Raw genomic sequence first — 23351 nt, forward strand, 5'->3', positions numbered from 1 at the left:
CGCTATCGCGGCGAACCCGATTGTCGCGCGCATACCGCACGATAGAGGCGTGAACCTTCACCGCCTCGTGGAAACATTCGCCGCTTATCTTGCGGCCGATCGCGGCTTCAGCGTGCACACCGTGCGGTCGTACCGCTCTGACCTCACCAATCTGGTGGAATTCGCCACAGAGCGTGGAGCGAACGAGCCAGACGACCTCGACCTTGAACTTCTTCGGGATTGGCTGTGGCACGCATCCCAGGCGGGCCTTGCCAAGTCGACTCTTGCCCGCCGGGCTGCCGCTTCTCGAGGATTCAGCGCCTGGTTGGAGAAAACAAATCAGGCGTCGACGGATGCTGCGGCACGGCTCAAAGCGCCGAAAGCTGAACGACACCTTCCCCGGGTGCTCAATCGCGACCAAATGTCCGACATGCTGCAGAGTGTCGCCGCACGGGCTTCATCCGCCGATCCGGTTGCGTTGCGGGATCAGGCGATCGTCGAGTTGCTTTATGCCTCGGCGCTGCGCGTGAGCGAACTTACCGGGCTGAGCCTGAGCGATATTGATGATTCGCGGCTGACAGTTCAGGTGCTAGGCAAAGGGTCGAAAGAGCGAGTCGTGCCTTTCGGAATCCCTGCGCAGCGAGCGATCTCTGCCTATCTACAGTGCGGGCGCCCCCGCCTCGCCAGCGACGCTGCAGGGCCCGCGGCACTCTTTGTTGGTGCGCGCGGCAAACGACTAACAACTCGAACTGTGTACGAAGTGATTGCGCATTTGCTGGCTGATGTGCCGGGCTCTGGTGGCTCCGGCCCGCACACGCTTCGCCACACTGCCGCGACCCATTTGTTGGATGGTGGCGCAGATTTACGCGCGGTGCAGGAAATGCTGGGTCATGCCAGCCTCGGCACCACCCAGCTCTATACGCACGTCTCAACGGAGCGCTTGCGCGAAAGCTACCGGACGGCTCATCCTCGGGCCTAGCGGTTGGGCTTCCACGATGAGCGTCGCGGGCCCGGAACGTCGGCGCGTGGTCGCGGTACCGCCGACTTAGGGGGAGGCACTTCGCCTGAATCGGGCAACTGGGCACGGTAGATGGTGACGACTCCATCGAGATACCGCTCGATGACCTTATTCTCTGCGTCGTCGAACTCGTCGAGCACTTGATCGATGCCCATGATCATCGGCATGAGCGTGGCCATTGCGGTTTCCACCGAGCGGGGGTTCGGCACCACGACCACACTGCGGCGATCGGTGGGGTGTTGTTGTCGCGTCACGTGGCCGACGCCGATGAGTCGGTCGATTACTGCGGTCACTGCGGCGGTCGAAATGTTGAGTCGTCGGGAGAGTTCGGTGGGTGGAAGTGGCCCGTGCATGATCAGGTGCTCCATGGCTTCGAGGTCGGTGGCGTTCACCGAGAGAGTGCGTCCCACGTGTAGTTCAAACTCGTCGCTGGTATCGAGGATGTCGCGCAACAGCTGAGTGGGGCGTCGCGCTGTGGGTCGCCCGACTGGTTTGTCGGTGGGTTGCATGCGCATCAGTTTAGGGCTATATTCCTAACTTGTCGAATATCTAACCAATCGAAGTACTTTGGCTTCAGAAGGAGCGCGATGTCTCGCCTCAGGACGTTCATCACCGCACGACGAACTTCGTGGATCGTTCTGGTCGGTGCACTTCTCGCAGCCGGCGCAATTTTCGCGGCCGGTACTGGCAACGAAGAAGGCACATTACCCGGGATCGGCTTGCCAGCCTCGGCCGAATCCGCTCAAGCGGCAGCCGCGGCAGAAGATTTGCCCGGCGCTGACTCAACAGTCGCGCTTCTGGTGTTCAGCCGCGACGGTGACACTCTCAGCGATAACGACACTGAGGCTGTTTCTTCCGCGACCGCAGCTCTCGGTGACTTTTCAGCGGAAGGCTTCGTTCCGCCTCCCGTATTCTCCGACGACGGAACAACAGCACTCGTGACCGTTCCGCTCGACAAACTCTCAGAGGCGGGGGAGCAGGCCGAGCGTGCCGCTGAGATTCGCGCAGCCGCAAACTCTGATCTGCCCAGTGGGCTCACTGCACTCCTCAGCGGCCCCGAGGGCTTTGCGGTCGACATTGCCGCAGTGTTCGAAGGTGCCGACTTCACGCTGCTGCTCACCACGGTCATCGTCGTTGCGGTTTTGCTGTTGATTACCTACCGCAGCCCGTGGTTGTGGCTCGTACCCCTCATCGTCGTCGGCACCGCTGACGGCCTTGCGGGTATCGTTGCCGCCCGAGTTGCTGCGCTCGCCGGCATCCAGTTGGATGCCTCGGTCACGGGAATTCTCTCGGTGCTAGTTTTCGGTGCCGGCACCAACTACGCGCTGTTATTGATTGCGCGATACCGTGACGAACTGCGGCTCGTCGAGGATCGTCGCGAGGCAATGTCTCGTGCGCTGCGTGGCGCTGGCCCCGCCATCATCGCCAGTGGAAGCACCGTCGTGCTTGCGCTTCTCACCCTCGTTTTTGCTGAGCTGCAGGGCAATCGCGCCCTCGGAATTGCGTGCGCCACTGGTGTTGTTATTGCGATGATCTTTGCCCTAGTTGTGCTGCCAGCTGCCCTCGTGCTCTTTGGCCGCGGGCTGTTCTGGCCGTACATCCCCAAATTTGGCACGGAAGGCAGTGCTGAGCGCGGTGTCTGGCACAAACTGGGCGTTCTGGTCTCCAAGAAGCCGGTCGTGGTCGCCATTCTGGGCGCGGTGGTGCTTGGCGCACTCTCGCTGGGTGTTCCCCAGATCAAGATCGGGCTGTCGCAGACCGAGAGCTTCACGCAGGTCCCCGAAGCGGTCCAGGGGCAAGAAATTATTGCCGATGCGTTCCCTGCCGGCAGCGGTTCGCCGGCATCCGTCATCGCGAATATTGGTTATGCCGAGGAAGTTGCCCAGGCTGCCGAGGGTGTCGACGGCGTCGATTCGGTTCGCATCGGTGAAAGCACCGACACCATCACGCAGATCACTGTGGTGTTGGATGATGCCGCTGAGACAGAGGCATCGTTCGCTGCGATCGAGGCGCTTCGCTCGGAGCTGTCGACTATCGAAGGTGCGAACGCCCTCGTCGGCGGTCTGGATGCTCAGGCTCTCGACGTGGAGCGTGCTCAGCAGTCTGATCAGGATCTCGTGATTCCCATGATTCTGGGCCTCGTGTTTATCGTTCTCGTGCTCTTGCTGCGCTCTCTGGTTGCGCCAATTTTGCTGCTGCTCACCGTGGTGGCGTCATTCTTCGCCAGTCTCGGAGCCAGTTGGTTGCTGTTTGAGTCAGTATTTGGGTTCCCCGCAATTGACACGAATGTTGTCTTGTTTGCCTTCCTATTCCTTGTGGCGCTCGGTGTTGACTACAACATCTTCTTGGTGACTCGAGCTAGAGAAGAGGCCGTCGAGCACGGCACGCGAGCCGGAATGATTCGGGCGCTGTCGTCGACCGGTGGAGTGATCACGAGCGCGGGTATCTTGCTCGCGGCTGTGTTCGCGGTTCTTGGAGTGCTGCCGCTCATCACGCTCACCCAGATCGGAATCATCGTCTGCATTGGTGTGCTGCTGGATACGCTGCTCGTTCGTACGGTCATCGTGCCTTCGCTCGCCTTTATCGCTGGCGAGAAGTTCTGGTGGCCAGGCCGCGTGATTTCGGTTGGCGCTGAAGTGCGCACTCCTCAGCACTCGGCAGGCTCGCACGCAGCAAGGCACGCTGCCGCCAAGCAGGTTCCCGATGTGCTGGTTGACGAACCGCGAGCTGACCGATCGCTGACCGCCGACTTGCTGACCGCCGAATCACAGACCGCCGAATCGCACGGGGCGAAGCACAGCGTCGAACACTAGCGGGTTGCCGACATGCATCACGGATCACGGGTCGGCAGCAAGATAGCCCGCGGTATCCCGCTCAGATAGTTAAGCGGCGACACGTAGTTGCCATCGAAGCGAACCCCGAAGTGCAGGCAGGGCCGCACGCAGTGGCCGGCCTGTGCTTCGCCGATCACTTGTCCCTGCATTACCGAGTCACCGCGCGCGAGCGTGCTTGTCACTGGTTCATAACTAGTGATGAGTCCACCCGGATGCCGGATCGAGAGCACGGGGCGGTCAACCACGGTGCCCGCAAAGTGCACGACGCCCTCGGTGGGCGCGTGCACATCAACGGCTGAGCCAAGATCGATGTCGATACCGCGGTGTCCGGAGGAGTACGGGGTTTCCGGTGCGAGATAGGGGCGGACGATCACGTGCGGATCAGGCGCTGGCCAATCCCACGGTGCTGAAGCCGCGACATCCACCGCCTCAGCCTCAGGTGGAGCGGCTAATGCCACGCTCGGCGACGCTTGGCCAAGTGGCAGCACGACAAGGGCCAGAAGTAGAAAGGTGGCGGCTCGAAGCATCCATCTACTGTCGAGGATCGCGCGGCACTCTGGCGCCCAAACCGATGAGTAGGGGATAGTCAATGCGCGGGATGACGTTGTGGGGGAGCGATGGTATGATTTTTGCAGCACCGCGTGTATTCGCGGTGACTACGCGTGCCCCGTTGCAGTAAAACTACTGCAGCACACGGCCACTATCTTCACTCAGTCCCCTCTTGCACATCGTTGCGATTGGGGCGGAGGTATGCCCGGGCACCAGGATTCGCGCCGACCGGTCGCGAATATTAACTGAGAAGGCCGCTGATGCCTAGGGCAGCAGTGAGCCAGAAAAGGAGAACGGCCATGGCCGTCGTAACCATCCGCCAGCTGCTCGACAGCGGCGTACACTTCGGACACCAGACTCGTCGTTGGAACCCGAAAATGAAGCGCTTTATTCTGACCGAGCGCTCGGGCAGCCACATCATCGACTTGCAGCAGTCGCTTGCTCACATCGACGCGACGTATGACTACGTCAAGGAGACGGTCGCCCACGGCGGAACCATCCTCTTCGTCGGCACCAAGAAGCAGGCACAGGGAACGATCGCTGAGCAGGCTCTGCGCGTAGGCCAGCCCTACGTGAACCAGCGCTGGCTCGGTGGACTCCTCACCAACTTCCAGACGGTTTCCAAGCGTCTTGCACGCATGAAGGAACTCGAAGAGGTCGACTTCGACGACACCACACGTGGTTTCACCAAGAAGGAACTGCTCATTCAGAAGCGCGAGCTTGTGAAACTGCAGAAGAGCCTCGGTGGTATCCGTAACCTCACGAAGACCCCGTCGGCAATCTGGATCGTTGACACCAAGAAAGAGCACCTCGCAATCGACGAAGCTCACAAGCTTGGTATCCCCGTCATCGCGATCCTCGACACCAACTGCGACCCCGACGATGTTGCTTACCCCATCCCGGGTAACGACGACGCCATCCGCTCGGTAGGTCTTCTCACCCGCATCGTCGCTGACGCTGCAGCTGAGGGACTCATCCAGCGTCACCAGAAGCCAGAAGAGGGCAAAGAAGTAGAGCCCATGGCTGCCTGGGAAGCTGAGCTTCTCGGCCAGGCTGACGCTGACGCTGACGCTGCTGCGACCAAGTCAGAAGAGCCCGCTAAGTCAGAAGAGCCCGCTAAGGCTGAGAAGACCGAAGCACCCGCTAAGGCTGAGAAGACCGAAGCACCCGCTAAGACTGAAAAGGCTGAGAAGCCCGCCAAGGCAGACAAGGACGAGGCAAAGGCTGCAAAGCCTGCTGCTAAGCCCGCCGCAAAGAAGCCCGCTGCGAAGCCCGCTGCGAAGGCCGCTGACGCAGCCGACGACAAGAAGTAAGGATTCGAAACAATGGCAGATTTTCGCCTCGAAGACCTCAAGACCCTGCGTGAGCGCCTCGGCACCGGCATGGTCGAAACCAAGAATGCACTCGTAGAAGCTGGCGGAGACCTCGAAAAGGCCACCGAGCTGCTGCGTTTGCGCGGTGCCAAGAGCAACGCCAAGCGTTCAGACCGTTCCACCAGCGAGGGCCTCATCGCCGCAAAATCGTCTGGTTCCACAACGACGATCATTGAACTCGCCTGCGAGACCGACTTCGTTGCAAAAAGCGACAAGTTTGTTGCTCTCGGCGAAGCCGTCGCTGCTGCTGTTGCTGATTCTGGTGCGTCGACCGTTGAGGAAGGCCTCGCGGCATCCGCAGGGTCGACTACGGTCGAGCAGCTCATCGACGACGAAGCTGCGATCCTGGGCGAGAAGTTCGAGCTTCGCCGTCTGGCCAAGCTCGAGGGTGACTCGTTCGAGGTCTACATGCACCGCACGAACAAAGACTTGCCTCCGCAGGTCGGCGTTGTTGTCGCCTACACAGGTGACGACGCAGAAACTGCTCGCGGAATTGCCCAGCACATTTCGTTCGCGGCTCCGACCTACCTCTCGCGTGACGAGGTTCCGGCAGATGACGTCGCGAACGAGCGTCGCATCGTTGAGGAGATCAGCCGCGGTGAGGGCAAGCCTGACGCTGCTCTTCCCAAGATCGTAGAAGGCCGTCTTGGCGCGTTCTTCAAGCAGGTCGCACTGTTTGATCAGGACTACGCTCGCGACAACAAGGTCTCGGTTGCCAAGGTTGCCGGTGATGCTGGCATCACCGTTACCGGTTTTGCACGCTTCAAGGTAGGCGCCTAACACGCACACTGATGAAGGCCCGAGGCACTACTGCCTCGGCCCTTTAGTGTGCCGGGGCCCATTTCAGGTGCCGAGGGGATTGCTTGCAGCGAATCTGCTGTGCGCCACTGCTGAACGCGAATCAAACCAATAGCCTGTATATGACGACCACGAAGGAAAGAAGACAATGACAACACAACGCAAACGCCGGGTGCTGCTGAAACTGTCGGGAGAATCCTTCGGTGGTGGACAACTCGGAGTCAATCCCGACGTCGTTTCGGCCCTCGCTAAGGAGATTGCTGCGGCATCCGCCGATGTAGAAATCGCAATCGTCGTCGGTGGTGGAAACTTCTTCCGCGGCGCCGAGCTTAGCCAGCGTGGAATGGACCGCGGCCGTGCCGACTACATGGGAATGCTGGGTACCGTCATGAACGCCCTCGCCCTTCAGGACTTTCTCGAGCAGGCAGGTGTCGCTACCCGCGTGCAGTCGGCGATTGCCATGACTCAGGTTGCCGAGCCATACATCCCTCTGCGCGCCGAACGACACCTTGAGAAAGGTCGCATCGTGATCTTCGGTGCTGGCGCCGGTCTACCGTACTTCTCGACCGATACTGTGGCCGCGCAGCGCGCGCTCGAGATCGGTGCTGAAGAAGTACTGGTCGCTAAGAACGGAGTCGATGGCGTTTATGACTCGGACCCCCGCAGCAACCCTGATGCTCGCAAGCTTGACTCAATCAGTTTCCAAGACGCTCTCGTGCAGGGACTCAAGGTTGTTGACTCCACTGCGTTTAGCCTCTGCATGGACAACTCCATGCCGATGCTGGTATTCGGCATGGAACCGGCAGGGAATCTCACGCGTGCGATCGTCGGAGAGCAAATTGGAACTCGCGTGCACGGCTAACGTGCCGTGCTGCGCTTAACGCCAGCAACCCAACCAAGAAACCCTGTGCGAAGTTAGGCAAGACCTAATCGGTGCCAGACAAACTCCGAGCGTGCTGCAGCCGGCGATGCCGCGACTGCACGCTAAACTCGGGTGAGACTAAGAGGAGTGCTCGTGATCAGTGATGTTCTAGCGGAAGCTAGCGAAAAGATGAACAAGGCAGTGGACGCTGCCAAAGACGACTTCGGTACAGTGCGCACCGGCCGTGCCAACCCCGCACTGTTCCAGAAGGTGCTCGTGGACTACTACGGCACACCGACGCCCTTGCAGCAGCTTGCATCGATGGTCAATCAAGAGGCCCGTACCCTCCTCATCACGCCATTCGATAAGTCTGCGCTCAAAGACATCGAGAAGGCGATTGCCGGGGCCCACCACTTGGGCGCCAGCGTTGGCAACGATGGCAGCGTAATCCGTGCCACGCTGCCTGAACTGACTGAGGAACGCCGCAAGGATTTCGTCAAGATCGTTCGTGACAAGGCTGAGCAGGCTCGAGTATCGCTGCGCAACGTGCGTCGCAAAGCTAAAGATGACCTAGATGCCCTTACAGAGGTCGGCGAAGATGAGGTCGCTCGTGCAGAAAAGGAGCTCGAAGCGAGCACCAAAGCTCACGTAGACGCTATTGACGACGCCCTCAAGCGCAAAGAGTCCGAGCTACTCGAGGTCTAATGGTTTCCGAATTCGAAGCTCAGGTTCGGGCAACTAACGACAAGATCAACGCCCGCACAGGGCGTCCTTTGGCGATGGCACTCACTGTGGGGCTCGCGCTAGGTCTTTCGTTGTTGTTCAGCCTGATCTTCGTCAAAGAGCTCTACATGCTCTTTGCTGGGGTTCTCGTGGCATTCACGGCGTTCGAGTTGGCCAGCGCGCTTCGGTTCGCCGGGCTCAACATTCCGCGATTGCCCACTGTCATCGCCGCCGTCGCGGTCGTGCCGGCCTCGTTCTATTGGCTGGCCGAAGGGCAGTGGTACATCACTCTCGCAGGCATCGCCTTTGTCAGCGTGTGGAGACTCGTCTGGCTTGTTCGACCGAATCACCGCAGTTCCGTGCGGGCGGTGCTCAGGGATCTCGGAGCCGGCGTCTTCGTCATGCTCTACATCGCCTTCTTGGCGAGCTTCACTGTGCTTCTCACTGCGCAAGATGGCGGTCAGTGGTGGACGCTTGCGATGTTAATCGTCGTCGTCGTGAGCGACATCGGAGCCTACGCCAGCGGTCTTTCCTTTGGAAAACATCCGATGGCGCCCACCATTAGCCCTAACAAGACATGGGAAGGTTTTGCCGGAGCTGCGGTCGCATCGGTGGCTGCTGGAGTTCTGTTGGCACTCTTCATGATCGATCAGCCCGTCTGGGTCGGAATCATCTTTGGGCTCGTCATTCTCGGCACCGCCACAATGGGCGATCTCGCGGAGTCGCTCATCAAACGCGACTTAGGAATCAAAGACATCAGTACCTGGCTCCCGGGTCACGGAGGGTTCCTCGACCGCGTTGATTCATCGCTGCTGTCGGCCGCCGCCGGCTATGCGCTGTTTCTTATCTTCGCGTAAGGCACAATAGAACCGTGAGCACCACTTTTCCCCGCACCCGCAAGTCAAAGTTGGGCTACAGCGTTGACCAAGTCGAGGACTTCCTCGAGGAGGCTCGCAGCGCCTACACGTCTGAGCGAACCGAGGCTGCTGTGGTCTCGTCTCGCACCATCCGCAAGCTTGCTTTCGTCATGCAAAAGGGCGGATACTCACCGCTGCACGTTGATTCTGCTCTTGAGCGCCTAGAAGACGCCTTTGCCGCTCGAGAGCGTGACCGTTCGATTGCAGATCTCGGTGAAGCGGCGTGGTACGCCAATGCCCGTTCAGAGGCTCAAGAGATTCTCAATCGTCTAGCGCGCCACAACGGCAAAAAGTTTTCTCGCGCCAGCTCCTTCACGACGGGCTACGCGGTCAAAGACGTTGATGCGTTCGCAGATGAACTGGCCAACTACTTTCAACATGGCGCTACGCTCACAATTGAACGTGTACGCACCATCGCATTCCGCAGCACCAAGGGCGGTTATCGCGAGACACAGGTCGACTATTTACTCGACACCGTGATCGACGTCATGCTCGCTGTTCGCTAGTTCCCGCTGTTTTTTCAGGTCGGTGGGCTAATATCGCGAATACTGTGATGAGTAATTCGCGAACGACAATTCTCCGCGCTCGGGCAAAAAGCCAGAGTGCGGATATTTCTGGGCGCCACAAACGTTCCTCGTGGAGTCTGCGACTCTTTGCATCTCTGGTCAGTCTCGGGTTCGTCGCTACCCTCATGATGGCTGCCCCAGACCCGGTAAGCACGCTATCCGCCGCTAGTGTGCCGGTGAACTCGATCGAGCGCGCCGAAGTGCAGTCGATCACAGTCGCAGAAGGTTTCGTCAACGAAATTGCGCGTGACAAGTTGGCTGTGAAGGAGATCGTCGTCGAACCAGTGCTTCCTGCGGCGCCCGCTGCTCCAGCGGCAGGGGTTCCCGATCCTGGAACGGCTCAAGCGATCGCGAAGTCGATGCTTGCCGCGCGCGGCATGGGCACCGACCAATACAACTGTTTGGTCAGTCTGTGGAACCGCGAATCAGGCTGGAACGTCTACGCAATGAACTCATCAAGCGGCGCCTACGGAATCCCGCAGGCGCTTCCGGGCAGCAAGATGGCGACAGCCGGTGCTGACTGGGCCACAAACCCAGCAACACAGATCGCGTGGGGCCTCAGCTACATTGAAGGCCGATACGCTACGCCGTGTGGTGCCTGGGCGTATTCTGAAGACAACGGCTGGTACTAGATCCTCTCGATCGAACGCATAAGCTTGAGGCATGCCTCGTTCGAATCGCCCCCGCGGACGGCGTCGCCCCGACGATGACGATCGTGGTGACCTCAACCAAATGCTGTACGGTTCCCGGCGAACCGAGCACAAGTCAGACGGCGAATGGAATGTTCAGCCGGTCTCGTCAGGCAATGCGGTCAAAACCTATACCTGCCCCGGATGCTCTCAACCCATCTCTGCTGGGGCCTCACACACTGTTACGTGGCGTGCTGACGGCATCATGGGCGAAGCAGATGACCTCGCGGCGCGGCGCCATTGGCACCAGCACTGCTGGAAGATCAGATTGTGAGAGCTACCAGTGAGTGAAGCCATCAGAGGAGCTACCGAACTCCCAGCCAAGCGCGAACATATCGAGTTGGAGACGAGCGACGGGTTCACTCTCGTTGGCGAGCTTTCGTTGCCCGAGTCTGGCCATATCGCCGCGACTCTTGTCACGCTGCATCCGCTGCCGACGGCCGGCGGTTTCATGGATTCCCACATCATTCGTAAGGCAGCGGCACGTTTGCCTGCGTTGGCGGATGTCGCGGTGTTGCGGTTCAACTTTCGTGGAGTTACCTCGCCTCGGGGCACGTCAGAGGGCTCGTTTGGCGAAGGGTTGCTTGAGCAACACGATCTGACTGCTGCAATGGACTTCGTGCGCGAGCGCGGGCTGCCCAATGTGTGGCTAATGGGTTGGTCGTTCGGCACCGAAGTCACTCTCAAGTTTGGCCGCGAACATCCCATCACTGGAGCAATTTTGCTCTCACCGCCACTCCACCGAGCGAGCGCCGACGAGGTTGCTGCTTGGGCGGGCGATGAACGCCGTTTGGTCGCAATCATCCCGGAGCTTGACGACTATCTGCGTCCAGCGGAAGCAGCGAAACGCTTCGCTTCGGTGCCGGAACTTGAGTTCGTTGCTGTTGAAGGCGGAAAGCACCTCTGGGTGGGGGAGGCGCAGACCTACCGTGTGCTCAGCGAGATAGTTGCTCGACTAAACCCGATGGTGCTGCCATTGCCGCGCACCTGGCCTCCGGAGCCTGCACAGTCTCTCTAGGCAGGGTGCGGCGCAAATCGCCTAAAGATTCGCTTGGCGGGGAACGATGACCTGTTTGACGACAAGCAGGATCGCCGCGGCAACGGGGATAGCGATTAGTGCACCCAAGATGCCCAACAGCGTTCCACCGGCGAGGGCGGCGATGACCACGAGCGCACCGGGTACCTTTACGGCCTTACTCATAATGCGTGGGTTCAGCAGGTAGGCCTCAACCTGCATATAGATCAAGTAATAGATTCCGACGGCGATAACGCTGGGGGGACCGTTGAAAAGCAGTACCAGCAGGGTGATCACGATGGAGCCGCTGAGCGTTCCGATTAGCGGGATGAGCGACCCCAAGAAAGCGATGAACGCCAGCAGGGCTGAGTACTTGACCGGCATTCCGAACGCCGGGAAGATCCACGTCAGCACAATGAAGGACAGCAAGCCATTCACTAGAGCAAGTGATCCTTGGCCCATGACGTACCGGCCAACAGCGGTGCTGACCTGCTCAGCGAGATCGATGAACTTGGCCCGCTTCGTTGCCGGAACTAACTGGTAGATGCCCGACTTGATGTTGTTGATTGATGACACAAAGTAAATCGTGAGGATGAGCACGATGATTGCGCCCGTAATGCCCGTGGCGATTCCGATGCCGACCGCAAAAACGCCCCCACCGATAGTGGTGAAATCGAGTTCGGTTAGCCATGTGTTGAGACCGTCGAGCAGATCCTCAACGTTGAGCCACGGAAATGCTGTCTCAACGTTCTCCTTGATCGTTCCGTCAAAGAACGCCGTCACGAGCCGCGGAATCGCGCGAGACGCTGTGCGCACTTGCTCTGCGATCACCGGAACGATTGCGAAGACGAGGCCCGCAAAAACGCCGAGCACTCCGACGAGGACCGTGAGAATGGCCGTCCACCGGGGAAACTTCTTTGTCTCTAGCCACGTCACCAAGGGGTCGAGACCGAGCGCCAAGAACAGTGCAGCGCCGACGTAGGTAAGAATCGTCGCCAAGGAAATGATCGTCTGGCCGATACCGACCGCGACGAGCACACCCAGGCCGCCAAGAAGACCGAGGCGGAAAGGGTTGAGAATCTTCATTACGAGGCTCCGTCCAGCCTGAAGCGACGGGGTGTCAGGCTGCCCGCAATTCTAGATGCCCGCGGGCAGATTACCGGTCAACATCCTCGGCTTGGTTGAGAACTCCGCGCAGGTTTTCGAAGTAGCCGGCAACCGTTTCGCGCTCAGCCTTGATCTTGGCCAATCGCTCTTCGGCATCACTAACAAGCTCGCTCGAACGCTTTTCGGCGTCGTCGACGAGTGACTTGGCGCGTTGCTCGGCGTCGGCAAGTTCGCTAGCCGCGCGTTCGGATGCATTTGCCAGAATCGCCTTCGCTTCTGCCTGTGAGTCTGTGTTGAGCACTTCGGCCTCGTGGCGCTTGCTGTTCGCTTCTCGCACGGCCTCGCCCAGTTGGGCTTGGGCTTCCTCAAGGTAGTTTTGAGTCTGCGTCGAAGCTTCTTTGTGCTGGGCCAAGAACTCCTTCTCGGCTTCATCACGACGGGCCGCAAGCTCCTGCTCTAGTTCGATGCGGGCTGCTTCAGCTTCGCGCTCGATTGTGGTGCGCGTCTCGTCAAGCTGATGTTGAATGGATGCCCGAGTCGACTCGACTTCGCTGGCGAGCTCTGCACGCTGGCGTGCGATGTCTCGTTCGAGGTCTGCGGTTCGCTTCTGCACATCGTGAGCGAGGCTCGCGCGAGTTTCGGCGTCTTCTGCCTCCAGGGCGGTGCGCTTGCTGTCAATTTCAGCATCAAGATCGGCATGACGGCGAGCCATCTCTTCTTCGAGGCCTGCCGTTCCGGTCGCGATTTCTGCTTCAAGCTCGTTGCGTCGCGTCGTCATTTCGATTTCGAACTGGGCGCGTGCTGTTGTGCTCTCGTTCTCGAATGCGCTGTGAGCGGTAGTAATTTCTTCTTCAAGCCCTGCCCGGGTGGTGTCAACGTCGTCCTCGAGGGCTGCTCGCGTTGAGCTGACCTCCTTGGCGAGTGCGTTCTTGGTGGATATGACTTCGCGATCCAGCGCCTTCTTCTGGGCTGACAGATCTGCTGCGAGTTCACTGCGTGAAGTTTTGACGTGTGCCTCGAGTTCGGCGCGAGTTGTCGTCACCTCGTCGTCAAGTGCTGCCTTGGCTGTCGCAACTTCTTGCTCCAAGTTCGAGCGAGTTGTCGTCACTTCTTGCTCGAGCGCCGCTTGAGCAACCTTAACTTCTTGCTCAAGCGCAGTCTTGGTCGTCGTAACTTCTTGTTCGAGTGCCGATTTCGTGCTCGTTACTTCATGTTCAAGGGCCGCCTGTGCGGTAGCAACTTCGTCGTCGAGTGCTGCGCGGGTGGTTGTGACATCGCTGTCGAGTAGCGCTCGCGCTTCTCGCTCGTCTTGTTCCCACTGCTCGCGAGCCTCAGTAAGTTCACTCTCAAGCGCCGCACGCGCAGTGTGCACGTCTTTCTCAAGCTCGCTGCGTACGCTCGCGGCTTCAGACTCGACCGCAGCTCGTGTGGCGTCAGTCTCAGCCTCGAGCGCGGCGTAGGCGGCATCCAATTCGGCTTTCTGCTTTGTTCGAGCAGCGTTAGTTTCATTGGCAAGCTTCGTGTGGGCTGCCTTGGTCTCGTTGCCAAGCTTCGTGTGTGCAGCCTTAGTCTCGTTGACGAGGGTCTCGCGGGCGGTAGTCGTTTCTGCGTCCAACTCGGCGCGAGCCGTCTCAATCTCTCTCGCCAAATCGGTGCGTGCCTGTTCAACATCGCGCGCGAGGTCTTCACGTTGCTTCGTATTGTCGGCTTCGAAGGTAGCGCGGCCCAACTCGGCGTCGCGGGAAAGCGCTTCGGCAGCCTCGCGCGCCTCAGCCACTTCGGTTGCAGTGCTGGCGCGGAGTTCGGTCATCGCGCGCTCAGTTTCGGCACGCAGGGCGGCAGCTTCGCGCTTGGCTGAGGTGCGAGAATCCGCAGCTTCAGTAGCAACAGCGCCTCGAGTCGTAGCGGCTTCACGCGCTGCATCAGAGGTAAGTTGCGCGGCATCGTCACGAGCGCGGGAAATGAGGGCATCCGCTTCGGCCTGTGAGGCTTTGGCTAACGAATTAGCATCACGATTGGCATCAGCCAGGATGCGTTCTGACTCGCTCGTTGTCTCGTTGCGCAGGTTCGTGGTTTCCGACTGAACTGCCTTGCGCATCTTCTCAGCATCGATATCAGCTTGGCTGATCAGTTGAGTTGAGTGCTCTTCGGCGACCCGAAGCATGCTCTCCAGCTTGGAGCCAAGCCCGCTGTAAGTGGGGCTGCCCGTCTCGTCGAGTTCTGCCTGCAGATCTTCATTAACGGCGAGGAGTCGCTTCACCTCTTTGGTGGAAGAGGTGCGGTCGGCTTTGGCGGCGACAAGCTCGCGACGAAGTTCGCCAATTTGCTTGTCGACATCATCCTTCTTGTAGCCGCGCATTTCGGTGCCGAAATCAGTATCGTTGGCGGCCAAGACGTCTCCTCGAGGTCAGCGGAAAGGACCTTTAGAGTTTAGTGGTGCTGAGCGGCTAACTGTCATTCTGGTCTCGATGAGGGTTGGGCACTCAACGTTCTCCCAGTCAGTTCCCAGATGGCGGGCTAGGTGCCCACATGCCCATCCGCTATTCTGGAACGTCTTTGTTGTTGCCTACCCGCCTAGATCGGGCCCTCGACCTGCAGACCGTACTGAGGTTCCGCCAACGTGGCGAAGGGTTTCGTGACGTATGTCACTGTGGGCAGCGCGAAAGGAGAGATAGTGAGATTTGTTCTCGCGATAGTTAGTTTTATGCTCGCGGCCGTAATGATTGGCTTCGGAATCGCGCAGCAAACCATTCTTGCGACGCCTGACGAGGTCAATGTGTCGGCTGAAACAGAGGGTGCGGCGCCACTTACCGTCGTCGACGGTACTGCTTTTAACGCCCACTCGGGCAACCAGACCATCAGCGTTACTGGCCCGGGGCGCATCGTTGCCGCCTACGGCAGCACATCAGATGTGCTCGCATGGGTCGGAGACGCCAGCTACAACATGGTCACTGTCGACCCCGAGTCTGGTGACCTCGCTACCGAAACAATTCGCGGTAGCGAACAAGAAGTGCCCGATCCATATGACTCTGACCTTTGGTTCGAGAACTACACGGCAGATCACGAGCTTGCGCTAACTGTCAAAATTCCCACTGACGTGTCATTCATTTTGGCGGCCGACGGCGTAATGCCTGCTCCCAACTCAGTTTCGCTCTCATGGCCAATCGACAACACCACCCCGTGGGCAACGCCGTTGATCATGGGCGGCGCTGCCATCCTTTTGCTTGGTCTCATCTTCCTCATGTGGGCGGTGCATCACATGCGTCGCGCCGGCGGACCCCGTCGCAAACCGCAGACGATGCCCAAGGTTCCCAAGAAGCCTCGCTATAAGCCGTCAAAGCGTTCTGCGAAGGTCGGCGAAAGCACGACTCTCAATGCGACCAAACGCATCGCTGTTCCGGCAGTGCTGCTCAGTGCTCTCATCTTGAGCGGATGCACCGTCACGTCATCTTCCGACACGTCCGAAGGTGCGACCGGGCCGACCCCGACTCCCACCTCCACATCGGTGGGCAGCGAAACCCTGTCGCCAGCGGTATCAGTGCGGCAAGTGGAGAAGATTGTGGCCCGAGTGAGCGCTGTATCGCTTGAAGCGGATGAATCTAGCGACACTGACCTCATCGAGACCCGCTTTACCGAGGCAGCTCTTGAATACCGCCTTGCTAACTACAAGATGCGCGAGGCAGACAGCTCGATTGCCTCCCCGAATGCCATTCCTGACGGACCAGTGCAGTTGACTCTGCCGCAGCAGACCGATTCATGGCCACGCTCAGTGTTCACGATCATCCTTGATGAGACGGATAGCACTGTTGCGCCCATCGCGCTCTTCCTCGAGCAGGCATCACCTCGCGAGAACTATAAAGTCAGCTACTCGATGAACTTGGAACCCTCAGTGGTCTTCCCGGATGTAGCTGCAGCCAGCGTTGGAACGTCTCGACTTGCTGCAGACAGCGGTTTGCTGCGATCGTCGCCCACTGAAGTGGCCGTGGATTACGCCGAAATTCTTGAGCAGGATGTCGACAGCGACTCCTACCTTGACTTCGAGGCGGCAGGCGACAGCCTGCGGGTAAACGTCGGTCTCGCGGTAAAGAAGAAGGAGAAGGCTGAGCTTTCGAGCACAGCAACGCTCACCTACGGCCACGAACTTGGTTCAGCGGACCCCATCGCGATGGCGACCATCGATGCTGGAGCGATCGTTGCTGTTCACCTCTATGAAACGAAAGTGGCGAAGCCGAAAGAAGATGGCTCCGCGGTGACCTTTAGCGGTCAGACGAAAGCACTTTCGGGGATTTCTATTACGGAAACCGGCATCAAATCTACCTATGGCGATCAGCTACTCTTTTACGTTCCGGCAGCAGGTAGCGGAGAAAAGATCGTCCTGCTCGGATACACCCAAGGACTTGTTGCAGCATCGGAGTTGAATTGACAAACGCACCACTGAACGCCGCCACCTTGCGCGGAGCCGTCGACCTCACATCATTGGTCCGTCAGCACAACGAGCCCGTCGCTCCCGCGGCGACGGGAGAAACCGCACCCTCTGGTGGCTTCGCGACCAACGTGAACGATGCGTCGTTCACGCAGGTGCTTGAACTTTCGAACACTGTTCCGGTGATCGTGGAGTTCTTTGGTCAGGGCGTTGAGCCGGCGCTTGAACCAACGATCACTGCGTATGCGGGAAAATTTGCCCTCGTGACGGTTGACGCGACGAGCAACCCCCAGCTCGTGCAGGCATTCCAAGTGCAGCAGGTTCCGACCGTAGCTGCCGTGATCGGTGGGCGTCCCGTACAACTCTTTGCCGGTGTCATGGCCGAGAACGACCTCAAAGACGTTCTTGAGCAGGTATTGCAGCTCGCAGCAGAAAGCAACGTGGTCGGGACGCTTCCGGCGGGCGAAGCATCCGATGACGATGCCCAAGAACCTGTCGAAGAGCCGCTGCCGCCGTTGCACCAAGAGGCGTATGACGCGATCGCCGCTGGCGATTTTGCTACCGCTATCGAAAAGTACGAAACCGCGATTACGCAGAACCCTCGGGATCAGCAGGCTGTTGCCGGACTAGCTCAGGTCTCGCTGCTTGCTCGACTCGAGAACGAAACGGCAGACTCTGTGCGCAGCGCGGCCGCTCAAGATCCGACAAGTGTGAGCGCACAAATGGCTGTCGCTGATCTTGATGTGTCTGGTGGTCACCTGGGCGATGCGTTCGCTCGCTTGCTCGAGCTCTTTCCCTCTGCGGATGCAGACGGTAAGAACGCGATCCGCACGCGGATGCTCGACTACTTCGAGATCGCTGGCGCCGAAGACCCTCGGACCGTTGACGCTCGTCGTCGGTTGACGCTGCTGCTCTACTAACGCCGCACTCCGGTCACTGACTCAGGCTGCCACGGGCGATTGCAGAAATCGTTGCGCCGGTAGCCCGCACCAGGTCGCCGGGCGAAAGCTCGATATCGAATCCGCGCTTTCCGCCACTGACTAACACCGTGTCAAAGAGTTCGGCAGTTTCGTCGATGACGGTACGGTGAGCGGTTTTTTGGCCGATCGGGCTAATGCCTCCAACGACGTATCCAGTGCGCCGCTGGGCGAGGTGCGGGTCGGCCATGAGGGCCTTCTTGCCGTGAACGGCAGCGGCGAGAGCTTTGAGGTCGAGTTTTCCTGATACCGGAACAACGGCGACGACAAGGTGATCGTCCACGGCAACCATTAGCGTCTTGAATACTCGCTCGGGTTCGATTCCGAGCTCGCTCGCTGCCTCGAGGCCAAACTCAGTTGCCGTTGAGTGGTGATCATAGGGGTGGGTAGTAAACACGATTCCGAGCGAATCGAGCGCAACTGTTGCTGGGGTGCCGAGTGCCACTAGCGCGCACCGGCGTGCGTCAGAGACATGATCAAGTCGAAGCGAGGGTTCATGCGATCTAGAGTAATGACACGCGAGCACCGAATGGGAGTGCCCGTGAGAGTAGCGGAGCAACAGTGACTATCTATTTGGATCATGCGGCCACGACGCCGATGCGTCCTGCGGTGGTTGACGCATTCGCCGCGGCCCTCCCTGTCGTGGGTAATCCGTCGTCAATCCATTCGCAGGGACAATCCGCAAAACGGATGCTCGAGGAAGCCCGCGAAACGGTTGCGGCCAGTCTGGGCGCGGATTCTGTTGAGGTCACGTTCACATCCGGGGGAACTGAGGCCATCAACCTCGCGATCAAGGGCCTGTTCTGGGCCCGAAACTCTGGAGTGGTTGCCCGCCGACGTGTTTTGGTTGCACGAGCGGAACATCACGCCACGATCGACGCTGTGGAGTGGATGCGCGAGCACGATGGCGCAGTGTTGGACTGGATTCCTGTCGACAGCTTCGGTCGCGTCGACATCGACTATGTTCGCGAAGCGCTCGCGGATGACGTTGCCCTCATCACGATGCTCTGGGCCAATAACGAAGTAGGAACTTTGCAACCGGTTTCCGAGATTTCGGCGCTCGCCGCAGTGCATAGCGTTCCAGTGCACGTGGATGCCGTGTCTGCATTCGGTTATGTGCCGCTCGATTTTCACGCTGCGGGTGTCGCAGCGCTGAGTGTGTCAGCTCACAAGATTGGGGGACCGGTTGGGGTCGGCGCTCTCGTGATTGCGCGTTCTGCGACAGTAACGCCGTTGATTCACGGTGGCAATCAGCAGCGGGCGCGTTCGGGAACATTGGATGCTCCTGGCGCGGTCGCGTTCGCGGCTGCGGCGAGTGAGGCGACTCAGACTCTGGCCGATAGTGCTCAACGTCTGGTTGGGTTGCGAGACTCGCTGATCTCTGGTGTTCGTGCTGCTGTTCCTGAGGCTGTTCTCCGTGGTGATGCCGAAGACAGGTTGCCGGGCAACGTGCACTTCACGTTCCCCGGTTGCGAGGGTGATTCGTTGTTGTTCCTGCTCGATGTTGCCGGGTTTAGCGTGTCGACGGGATCGGCTTGCCAGGCCGGAGTTCCTGAGGCAAGCCATGTACTGCTCGCGATGGGGCTCGATGAGCCCACGGCACGGGGCGCACTCAGGATTTCGCTCGGGGAGACGACAACCGCCGACGAGATCGCGCAATTCGTTGAGGCCCTTCCGCGCGCGGTCACGCAGGCAACGGCTGCAGGGTATTCGAGCCGGGACACCATTCTGGGTCATTATCCCGGCGCTTAGCGCAGCCGCCGGTGTGACCGACCGAACACTGCTTGAGCGACTGGATGCGGTGGAACGCCGACTGGCGGCTGTCGAGAAGACCCTCACCGACATCCCGCAGTAGGAACTTGCCCAGCAACACGTCTCGTAGACTGATTTCATGAAGGTTTTAGCGGCTATGAGTGGCGGAGTGGACTCCGCGGTTGCTGCCGCGCGCGCAGTTGAGGCAGGGCACGAGGTTGTTGGGGTGCATTTGGCGCTGAGCCGGCAACCCGGAACCCTGCGCACTGGCGCTCGCGGTTGCTGCACGATTGAAGATTCGATGGATGCGCAGCGGGCGGCCAATATGATTGGCATCCCGTATTACGTGTGGGACTTCTCCGAGCGTTTCAAGCTCGATGTGGTGGATGATTTTATCGCCGAATATTCGGCAGGGCGCACCCCCAACCCGTGCATGCGCTGCAATGAGCGTATCAAGTTTGCCGCGCTCCTCGAGAAGGCTGTAGCCCTCGGCTTTGACGCTGTTGCTACCGGTCACTATGCCAACATCATCGAAGACGAGAATGGCAACCGCGAGCTTCACCGTGCTGCGGCTTGGGCGAAAGATCAGTCCTACGTGTTGGGCGTGCTCACCACTGAGCAGCTTGCGCACAGCATGTTCCCGCTGGGGGCTACGCCCTCGAAGGCGGAGATTCGTGCCGAGGCTGCTGAGCGTGGTTTCTCAGTAGCGAACAAGCCTGACTCTCACGACATTTGCTTCATCCCCGACGGCAACACTCGCGGGTGGCTGGCCGATAAGGTCGGCGCCGAGCAGGGCAAGATTCTTGACCGCAATGGCGACGTCCTAGGCAAGCACGAGGGCGCTGTCGCGTTCACGATCGGCCAGCGCAAGGGGCTCAACGTCGGTTACCCCACGGATGACGGCAAGCCCCGTTTCGTGTTGGAGATCCGTCCTAAGACCAACGAGGTTGTTGTCGGACCGCGCGAAGCTCTCGCACTCTCCGAAGTTGCCGGCACCAAATTTTCGTGGGCCGGCCTTGATCCGCTCGCGTCCGGATTCATCAACGAGCCTGGCGAGAGCTTCGAATGTCACGTACAGGTGCGTGCTCACTCTGACCCGATGCCGGCCACCGCTCGCATTGCTCCGGCTACTGAAGGGGTCGACAATGTGGGGGATGCGACCGGTCCCGAACTCATCGTGAGACCACATGAGCCACTCATTGGCGTCTCGCCGGGTCAGACTGCAGTGCTCTATGTTGGCACCAGAGTTCTGGGGCAGTGCACGATCGCCCGCACGGTTTCTGCAGTTCCGGCCGGGGCCAATGCTGCGCAATAGATTCTGATTTCTCTGGGGGTGCAGCTTTCGTCGTAGGCGCTGTTTACACTTGACTAGTGGCCAACAACACCGATAAAACCGGTTCAGCAAGCGAGTCTGGCGAACAGGTCGCCGAGACCACCGATCCGATTCTTGCCGCAGCGCGTGACGAAGTTGACGCGCTCACAACGCGCATCCTTGAGCTTCGCGATGCCTACTACGTGCGCGACGAGGTCCTCGTCGACGACGCCGAATACGATGGGCTGATTAGTCAGCTCGAGCAACTCGAGCGTGCGCATCCGGAGCTCCAGAGTCAAGACAGCCCTACCCAGCGCGTCGGCGGCCGAGCGGCAGCGCTTTTTGACCCCGTAGAGCACGTTGAGCGCATGCTTAGCCTCGACAATGTGTTTTCGCTTGACGAGTTTGCTGAGTGGGCGGCCAAGGTTCAGCGTGACTCTGCTCGTCACATCGATTTCTTGTGCGAACTGAAGATTGATGGTCTCGCGATCAATCTGCGCTACATCGATGGCGTGCTCGTGAGCGCGGCGACGCGAGGTGACGGTCGGGTTGGTGAAGACGTGACCGAGAACGTCGTGCGCGTTGAGGGTATCCCGCGCCGTTTGGCAGGTACCGGTCATCCGCCCATCGTTGAAGTTCGGGGAGAGGTATTTATCCCGCTCGAACTGTTCCGCGAACTCAATGCCGAGCAGACGCGCATTGGCGAGAAGGTTTTTGCGAATCCCCGTAACGCTGCTGCGGGCTCGCTTCGTCAAAAGTCTGAAGGCAAGTCAGAAGAAAAACTCGCCCATATGCGTCGCCGATTATCATCGTTGCGGATGCTCGTGCACGGTATTGGCGCGTGGGACGGCAGTCGCGCCGGGCAGGAGCCCCTTCGCAGCCAGAGCGAGATCTATGGAGTTCTAGCGACGTGGGGGCTGCCAACAAGTACCCATTTCAGGGTCGTCGATTCCGGCGAAAAAGCTGCCGACTTCATCCGATATTACGGTGAGCACCGCAACAGCGTTGAGCATGAGATTGACGGCATCGTCATTAAGGTAGATGAACTGGCGCTGCACGATGAACTCGGCGCTACCTCGCGCGCTCCGCGTTGGGCGATCGCGTACAAGTACCCGCCAGAGCAGGTCAACACCAAGCTTCTCGACATCGTGGTCGGTATCGGGCGCACTGGGCGGGCCACTCCTTACGCAGTAATGGAGCCGGCACTTGTCGCCGGATCAGTCGTGCGCCAAGCTACCTTGCACAATCAAGATGTCGTCAAACGCAAAGGTGTGCTGATCGGAGACACTGTCGTGTTGCGCAAAGCGGGGGACGTGATCCCAGAAATTCTCGGCCCGGTTGAAGAGCTACGCGATGGCAGCGAGTACGCCTTTGAGATGCCAAAGAACTGCCCAGAGTGCGGCACGCCGCTTCGCGCCATGAAAGAGGGCGACATTGATCTGCGCTGCCCGAATGCTCGCAGTTGCCCGGCACAAGTGCGTGGGCGCGTCGAGCACGCAGGCAGCAGAGGGGGCCTCGATATCGAGGTTCTTGGCGAGGTCGTGGCGAGAGCACTGACGCAACCCCAGTATCCAGAGGTTCCTCCGCTTATCAACGAAGCAGGGCTGTTCGACCTGACTGTCGAAGATTTGTTCCCCATCGTTGTTGCCGTGCGTGACTCAGAGACCGGCGAGGTCGTCACCAATGACGACGACAGTGAGCGCACAATCACTCCCTTCCGTCGTGCGCGCAAGGCTACTGGTGCCTCGGCAGATCCCGCGTTCGAGCCCGAAGCTACCGAGTTCGCCGGCGACGCGGATGCCGTTCCCTCGAGCAATGCGATAAAGCTCATCGCGAACCTGCAGGAGGCAAAAACTAAACCGCTGTGGCGACTCTTGGTTAGCCTCAGCATCCGCCATGTCGGTCCGGTGGCGGCACGTGCCCTTGCTGACTACTTTGGTTCACTCGACGCCATACGCTCGGCCACTCGTGAGCAACTCGCCGCCGTCGATGGTGTCGGGCAGATCATCGCTGACTCGGTTGGTGACTGGTTCGAGATCGATTGGCATCACGAGATCGTTTCTCGCTGGGCTGCCTCTGGCGTCCAGTGGTCGACACCCGGTCACCCCGGCCCAGGAGCTGCGCAGTCGAACGAAGGTCTGCTCGCGGGGCTCACGATCGTGGCAACGGGCAGTCTTGAGGGTTTCACACGGGAGGGCGCCCAAGAGGCGATCATCGCCGCCGGGGCAAAATCAGGATCAAGTGTGAGCAAAAAGACCGACTATGTGGCTGCTGGTCCGGGTGCTGGCTCCAAGCTCACCAAGGCAGAAGAATTGGGAATCCGAATTCTTGACGCCGCACAGTTCACAAGGCTCGTGAACGAGGGGCAGGCAGCTCTCGATGACTAGTCGCTGAACAACAAAAGTGAGCATTCGACCCCCGAACAGGGCAGTTTTGTCCTAGAGTTGCCCTAACGTG

The 23351-nt window shown here is 59.5% G+C and carries 21 protein-coding genes; 16 read left to right on the plus strand and 5 right to left on the minus strand.

Going from position 1 to position 23351, the window contains the following annotated elements; genetic code table 11:
- Positions 1-49 precede the first annotated feature (49 nt).
- Complete coding sequence (locus tag ABD112_RS06680) at positions 50-958, plus strand: tyrosine recombinase XerC (RefSeq protein WP_343924339.1); 909 nt, start codon at positions 50-52, stop codon at positions 956-958.
- Here the strand turns inward: ABD112_RS06680 and ABD112_RS06685 are convergent.
- A complete protein-coding gene (locus tag ABD112_RS06685) occupies positions 955-1506 on the minus strand; it encodes a MarR family transcriptional regulator (protein WP_343924341.1) in 552 nt (183 codons plus the stop codon). The genes ABD112_RS06680 and ABD112_RS06685 overlap by 4 nt on opposite strands.
- A 78-nt stretch (positions 1507-1584) precedes the next feature.
- Here ABD112_RS06685 and ABD112_RS06690 point away from each other — a divergent pair, with 78 nt between their 5' ends.
- Positions 1585-3810, plus strand: coding sequence for an MMPL family transporter (locus tag ABD112_RS06690; RefSeq protein ID WP_343924343.1), 2226 nt, complete (start codon positions 1585-1587; stop codon positions 3808-3810).
- Positions 3811-3827: 17 nt separating this feature from the next.
- On the opposite strand, the gene ABD112_RS06695 is transcribed toward ABD112_RS06690, so the two are convergent.
- Positions 3828-4358 carry a M23 family metallopeptidase gene (locus tag ABD112_RS06695; protein WP_343924345.1) on the minus strand — a complete coding sequence of 177 codons (531 nt, stop codon included), beginning with the start codon at positions 4356-4358 and terminating at the stop codon, positions 3828-3830.
- Positions 4359-4679: 321 nt separating this feature from the next.
- On the opposite strand from ABD112_RS06695, the gene rpsB reads away from it, so the two are divergent.
- The 9 genes from rpsB to ABD112_RS06740 all read left to right on the plus strand — a co-directional run bounded on the left by rpsB (position 4680) and on the right by ABD112_RS06740 (position 11326).
- Positions 4680-5693 carry a 30S ribosomal protein S2 gene (rpsB, locus tag ABD112_RS06700; RefSeq protein WP_343924347.1) on the plus strand — a complete coding sequence of 338 codons (1014 nt, stop codon included), beginning with the start codon at positions 4680-4682 and terminating at the stop codon, positions 5691-5693.
- A gap of 12 nt (positions 5694-5705) precedes the next feature.
- Positions 5706-6533 (plus strand): translation elongation factor Ts, encoded by an 828-nt coding sequence (tsf, locus tag ABD112_RS06705; protein ID WP_343924349.1) that lies wholly within the window; start codon positions 5706-5708, stop codon positions 6531-6533.
- Positions 6534-6699: 166 nt separating this feature from the next.
- Positions 6700-7413 (plus strand): UMP kinase, encoded by a 714-nt coding sequence (gene pyrH, locus ABD112_RS06710; protein ID WP_343924351.1) that lies wholly within the window; start codon positions 6700-6702, stop codon positions 7411-7413.
- Positions 7414-7566: 153 nt separating this feature from the next.
- Positions 7567-8118 (plus strand): ribosome recycling factor, encoded by a 552-nt coding sequence (frr, locus tag ABD112_RS06715; protein WP_343924353.1) that lies wholly within the window; start codon positions 7567-7569, stop codon positions 8116-8118.
- Positions 8118-8993: a phosphatidate cytidylyltransferase gene (locus ABD112_RS06720; RefSeq protein WP_343924355.1), complete on the plus strand. Its 876-nt coding sequence runs from the start codon at positions 8118-8120 to the stop codon at positions 8991-8993. The genes frr and ABD112_RS06720 overlap by 1 nt, the downstream gene beginning before the upstream one ends.
- 14 nt (positions 8994-9007) lie before the next feature.
- Positions 9008-9559, plus strand: a complete 552-nt coding sequence (locus ABD112_RS06725) for a DivIVA domain-containing protein (RefSeq protein ID WP_343924357.1) — start codon at positions 9008-9010, stop codon at positions 9557-9559.
- Between the two features lie 47 nt (positions 9560-9606).
- Complete coding sequence (locus ABD112_RS06730; RefSeq protein WP_343924358.1) at positions 9607-10251, plus strand: aggregation-promoting factor C-terminal-like domain-containing protein; 645 nt, start codon at positions 9607-9609, stop codon at positions 10249-10251.
- Positions 10252-10282: 31 nt separating this feature from the next.
- A complete protein-coding gene (locus ABD112_RS06735) occupies positions 10283-10582 on the plus strand; it encodes a hypothetical protein (RefSeq protein ID WP_343924360.1) in 300 nt (99 codons plus the stop codon).
- 9 nt (positions 10583-10591) lie between these two features.
- A complete protein-coding gene (locus tag ABD112_RS06740; RefSeq protein WP_343924361.1) occupies positions 10592-11326 on the plus strand; it encodes an alpha/beta hydrolase in 735 nt (244 codons plus the stop codon).
- Positions 11327-11347: 21 nt separating this feature from the next.
- Here ABD112_RS06740 and ABD112_RS06745 read toward each other — a convergent pair whose 3' ends face one another.
- Both ABD112_RS06745 and ABD112_RS06750 read right to left on the minus strand, forming a co-directional pair.
- On the minus strand, positions 11348-12409 hold the full coding sequence (locus ABD112_RS06745; protein ID WP_343924363.1) for an AI-2E family transporter: 1062 nt from the start codon (positions 12407-12409) through the stop codon (positions 11348-11350).
- A 70-nt stretch (positions 12410-12479) separates the two neighbouring features.
- Positions 12480-14822: a coiled-coil domain-containing protein gene (locus tag ABD112_RS06750; protein WP_343924364.1), complete on the minus strand. Its 2343-nt coding sequence runs from the start codon at positions 14820-14822 to the stop codon at positions 12480-12482.
- Between the two features lie 282 nt (positions 14823-15104).
- Between ABD112_RS06750 and ABD112_RS06755 the strand changes: the two genes are divergently transcribed.
- Entirely contained in the window at positions 15105-16853 is a 1749-nt protein-coding gene (locus tag ABD112_RS06755; protein WP_343924365.1) for a DUF8094 domain-containing protein, read from the plus strand.
- Positions 16850-17773: a tetratricopeptide repeat protein gene (locus ABD112_RS06760; RefSeq protein WP_343924367.1), complete on the plus strand. Its 924-nt coding sequence runs from the start codon at positions 16850-16852 to the stop codon at positions 17771-17773. The genes ABD112_RS06755 and ABD112_RS06760 overlap by 4 nt, the downstream gene beginning before the upstream one ends.
- A 13-nt stretch (positions 17774-17786) precedes the next feature.
- Here ABD112_RS06760 and ybaK read toward each other — a convergent pair whose 3' ends face one another.
- The gene (gene ybaK, locus ABD112_RS06765; RefSeq protein ID WP_343924369.1) at positions 17787-18275 is read right to left on the minus strand and encodes a Cys-tRNA(Pro) deacylase; all 489 of its coding nucleotides are present in this window, start codon (positions 18273-18275) and stop codon (positions 17787-17789) included.
- Between the two features lie 116 nt (positions 18276-18391).
- Between ybaK and ABD112_RS06770 the strand changes: the two genes are divergently transcribed.
- The 3 genes from ABD112_RS06770 (at position 18392) to ligA (ending at position 23281) form a co-directional block, all read left to right on the plus strand.
- Complete coding sequence (locus ABD112_RS06770; RefSeq protein ID WP_343924371.1) at positions 18392-19582, plus strand: cysteine desulfurase family protein; 1191 nt, start codon at positions 18392-18394, stop codon at positions 19580-19582.
- Between the two features lie 139 nt (positions 19583-19721).
- Positions 19722-20897 carry a tRNA 2-thiouridine(34) synthase MnmA gene (gene mnmA / locus ABD112_RS06775; protein ID WP_343924373.1) on the plus strand — a complete coding sequence of 392 codons (1176 nt, stop codon included), beginning with the start codon at positions 19722-19724 and terminating at the stop codon, positions 20895-20897.
- A gap of 56 nt (positions 20898-20953) precedes the next feature.
- Positions 20954-23281, plus strand: a complete 2328-nt coding sequence (gene ligA / locus ABD112_RS06780) for an NAD-dependent DNA ligase LigA (RefSeq protein WP_343924375.1) — start codon at positions 20954-20956, stop codon at positions 23279-23281.
- Positions 23282-23351 lie beyond the last annotated feature (70 nt).

Source organism: Rhodoglobus aureus (assembly GCF_039527955.1).
In the GTDB taxonomy this organism is placed as follows: domain Bacteria; phylum Actinomycetota; class Actinomycetes; order Actinomycetales; family Microbacteriaceae; genus Rhodoglobus; species Rhodoglobus aureus.

What these genes read in the sequence shown, in the direction of transcription:
- ABD112_RS06685 (WP_343924341.1), bottom strand. Translation starts at nt 1,506, where the DNA reads ATGCAACCCACCGACAAACCAGTCGGGCGACCCACAGCGCGACGCCCC.
- ABD112_RS06690 (WP_343924343.1), top strand. Translation starts at nt 1,585, where the DNA reads ATGTCTCGCCTCAGGACGTTCATCACCGCACGACGAACTTCGTGGATC.
- ABD112_RS06695 (WP_343924345.1), bottom strand. Translation starts at nt 4,358, where the DNA reads ATGCTTCGAGCCGCCACCTTTCTACTTCTGGCCCTTGTCGTGCTGCCA.
- rpsB (WP_343924347.1), top strand. Translation starts at nt 4,680, where the DNA reads ATGGCCGTCGTAACCATCCGCCAGCTGCTCGACAGCGGCGTACACTTC.
- tsf (WP_343924349.1), top strand. Translation starts at nt 5,706, where the DNA reads ATGGCAGATTTTCGCCTCGAAGACCTCAAGACCCTGCGTGAGCGCCTC.
- pyrH (WP_343924351.1), top strand. Translation starts at nt 6,700, where the DNA reads ATGACAACACAACGCAAACGCCGGGTGCTGCTGAAACTGTCGGGAGAA.
- ABD112_RS06720 (WP_343924355.1), top strand. Translation starts at nt 8,118, where the DNA reads ATGGTTTCCGAATTCGAAGCTCAGGTTCGGGCAACTAACGACAAGATC.
- ABD112_RS06730 (WP_343924358.1), top strand. Translation starts at nt 9,607, where the DNA reads ATGAGTAATTCGCGAACGACAATTCTCCGCGCTCGGGCAAAAAGCCAG.
- ABD112_RS06735 (WP_343924360.1), top strand. Translation starts at nt 10,283, where the DNA reads ATGCCTCGTTCGAATCGCCCCCGCGGACGGCGTCGCCCCGACGATGAC.
- ABD112_RS06745 (WP_343924363.1), bottom strand. Translation starts at nt 12,409, where the DNA reads ATGAAGATTCTCAACCCTTTCCGCCTCGGTCTTCTTGGCGGCCTGGGT.
- mnmA (WP_343924373.1), top strand. Translation starts at nt 19,722, where the DNA reads ATGAAGGTTTTAGCGGCTATGAGTGGCGGAGTGGACTCCGCGGTTGCT.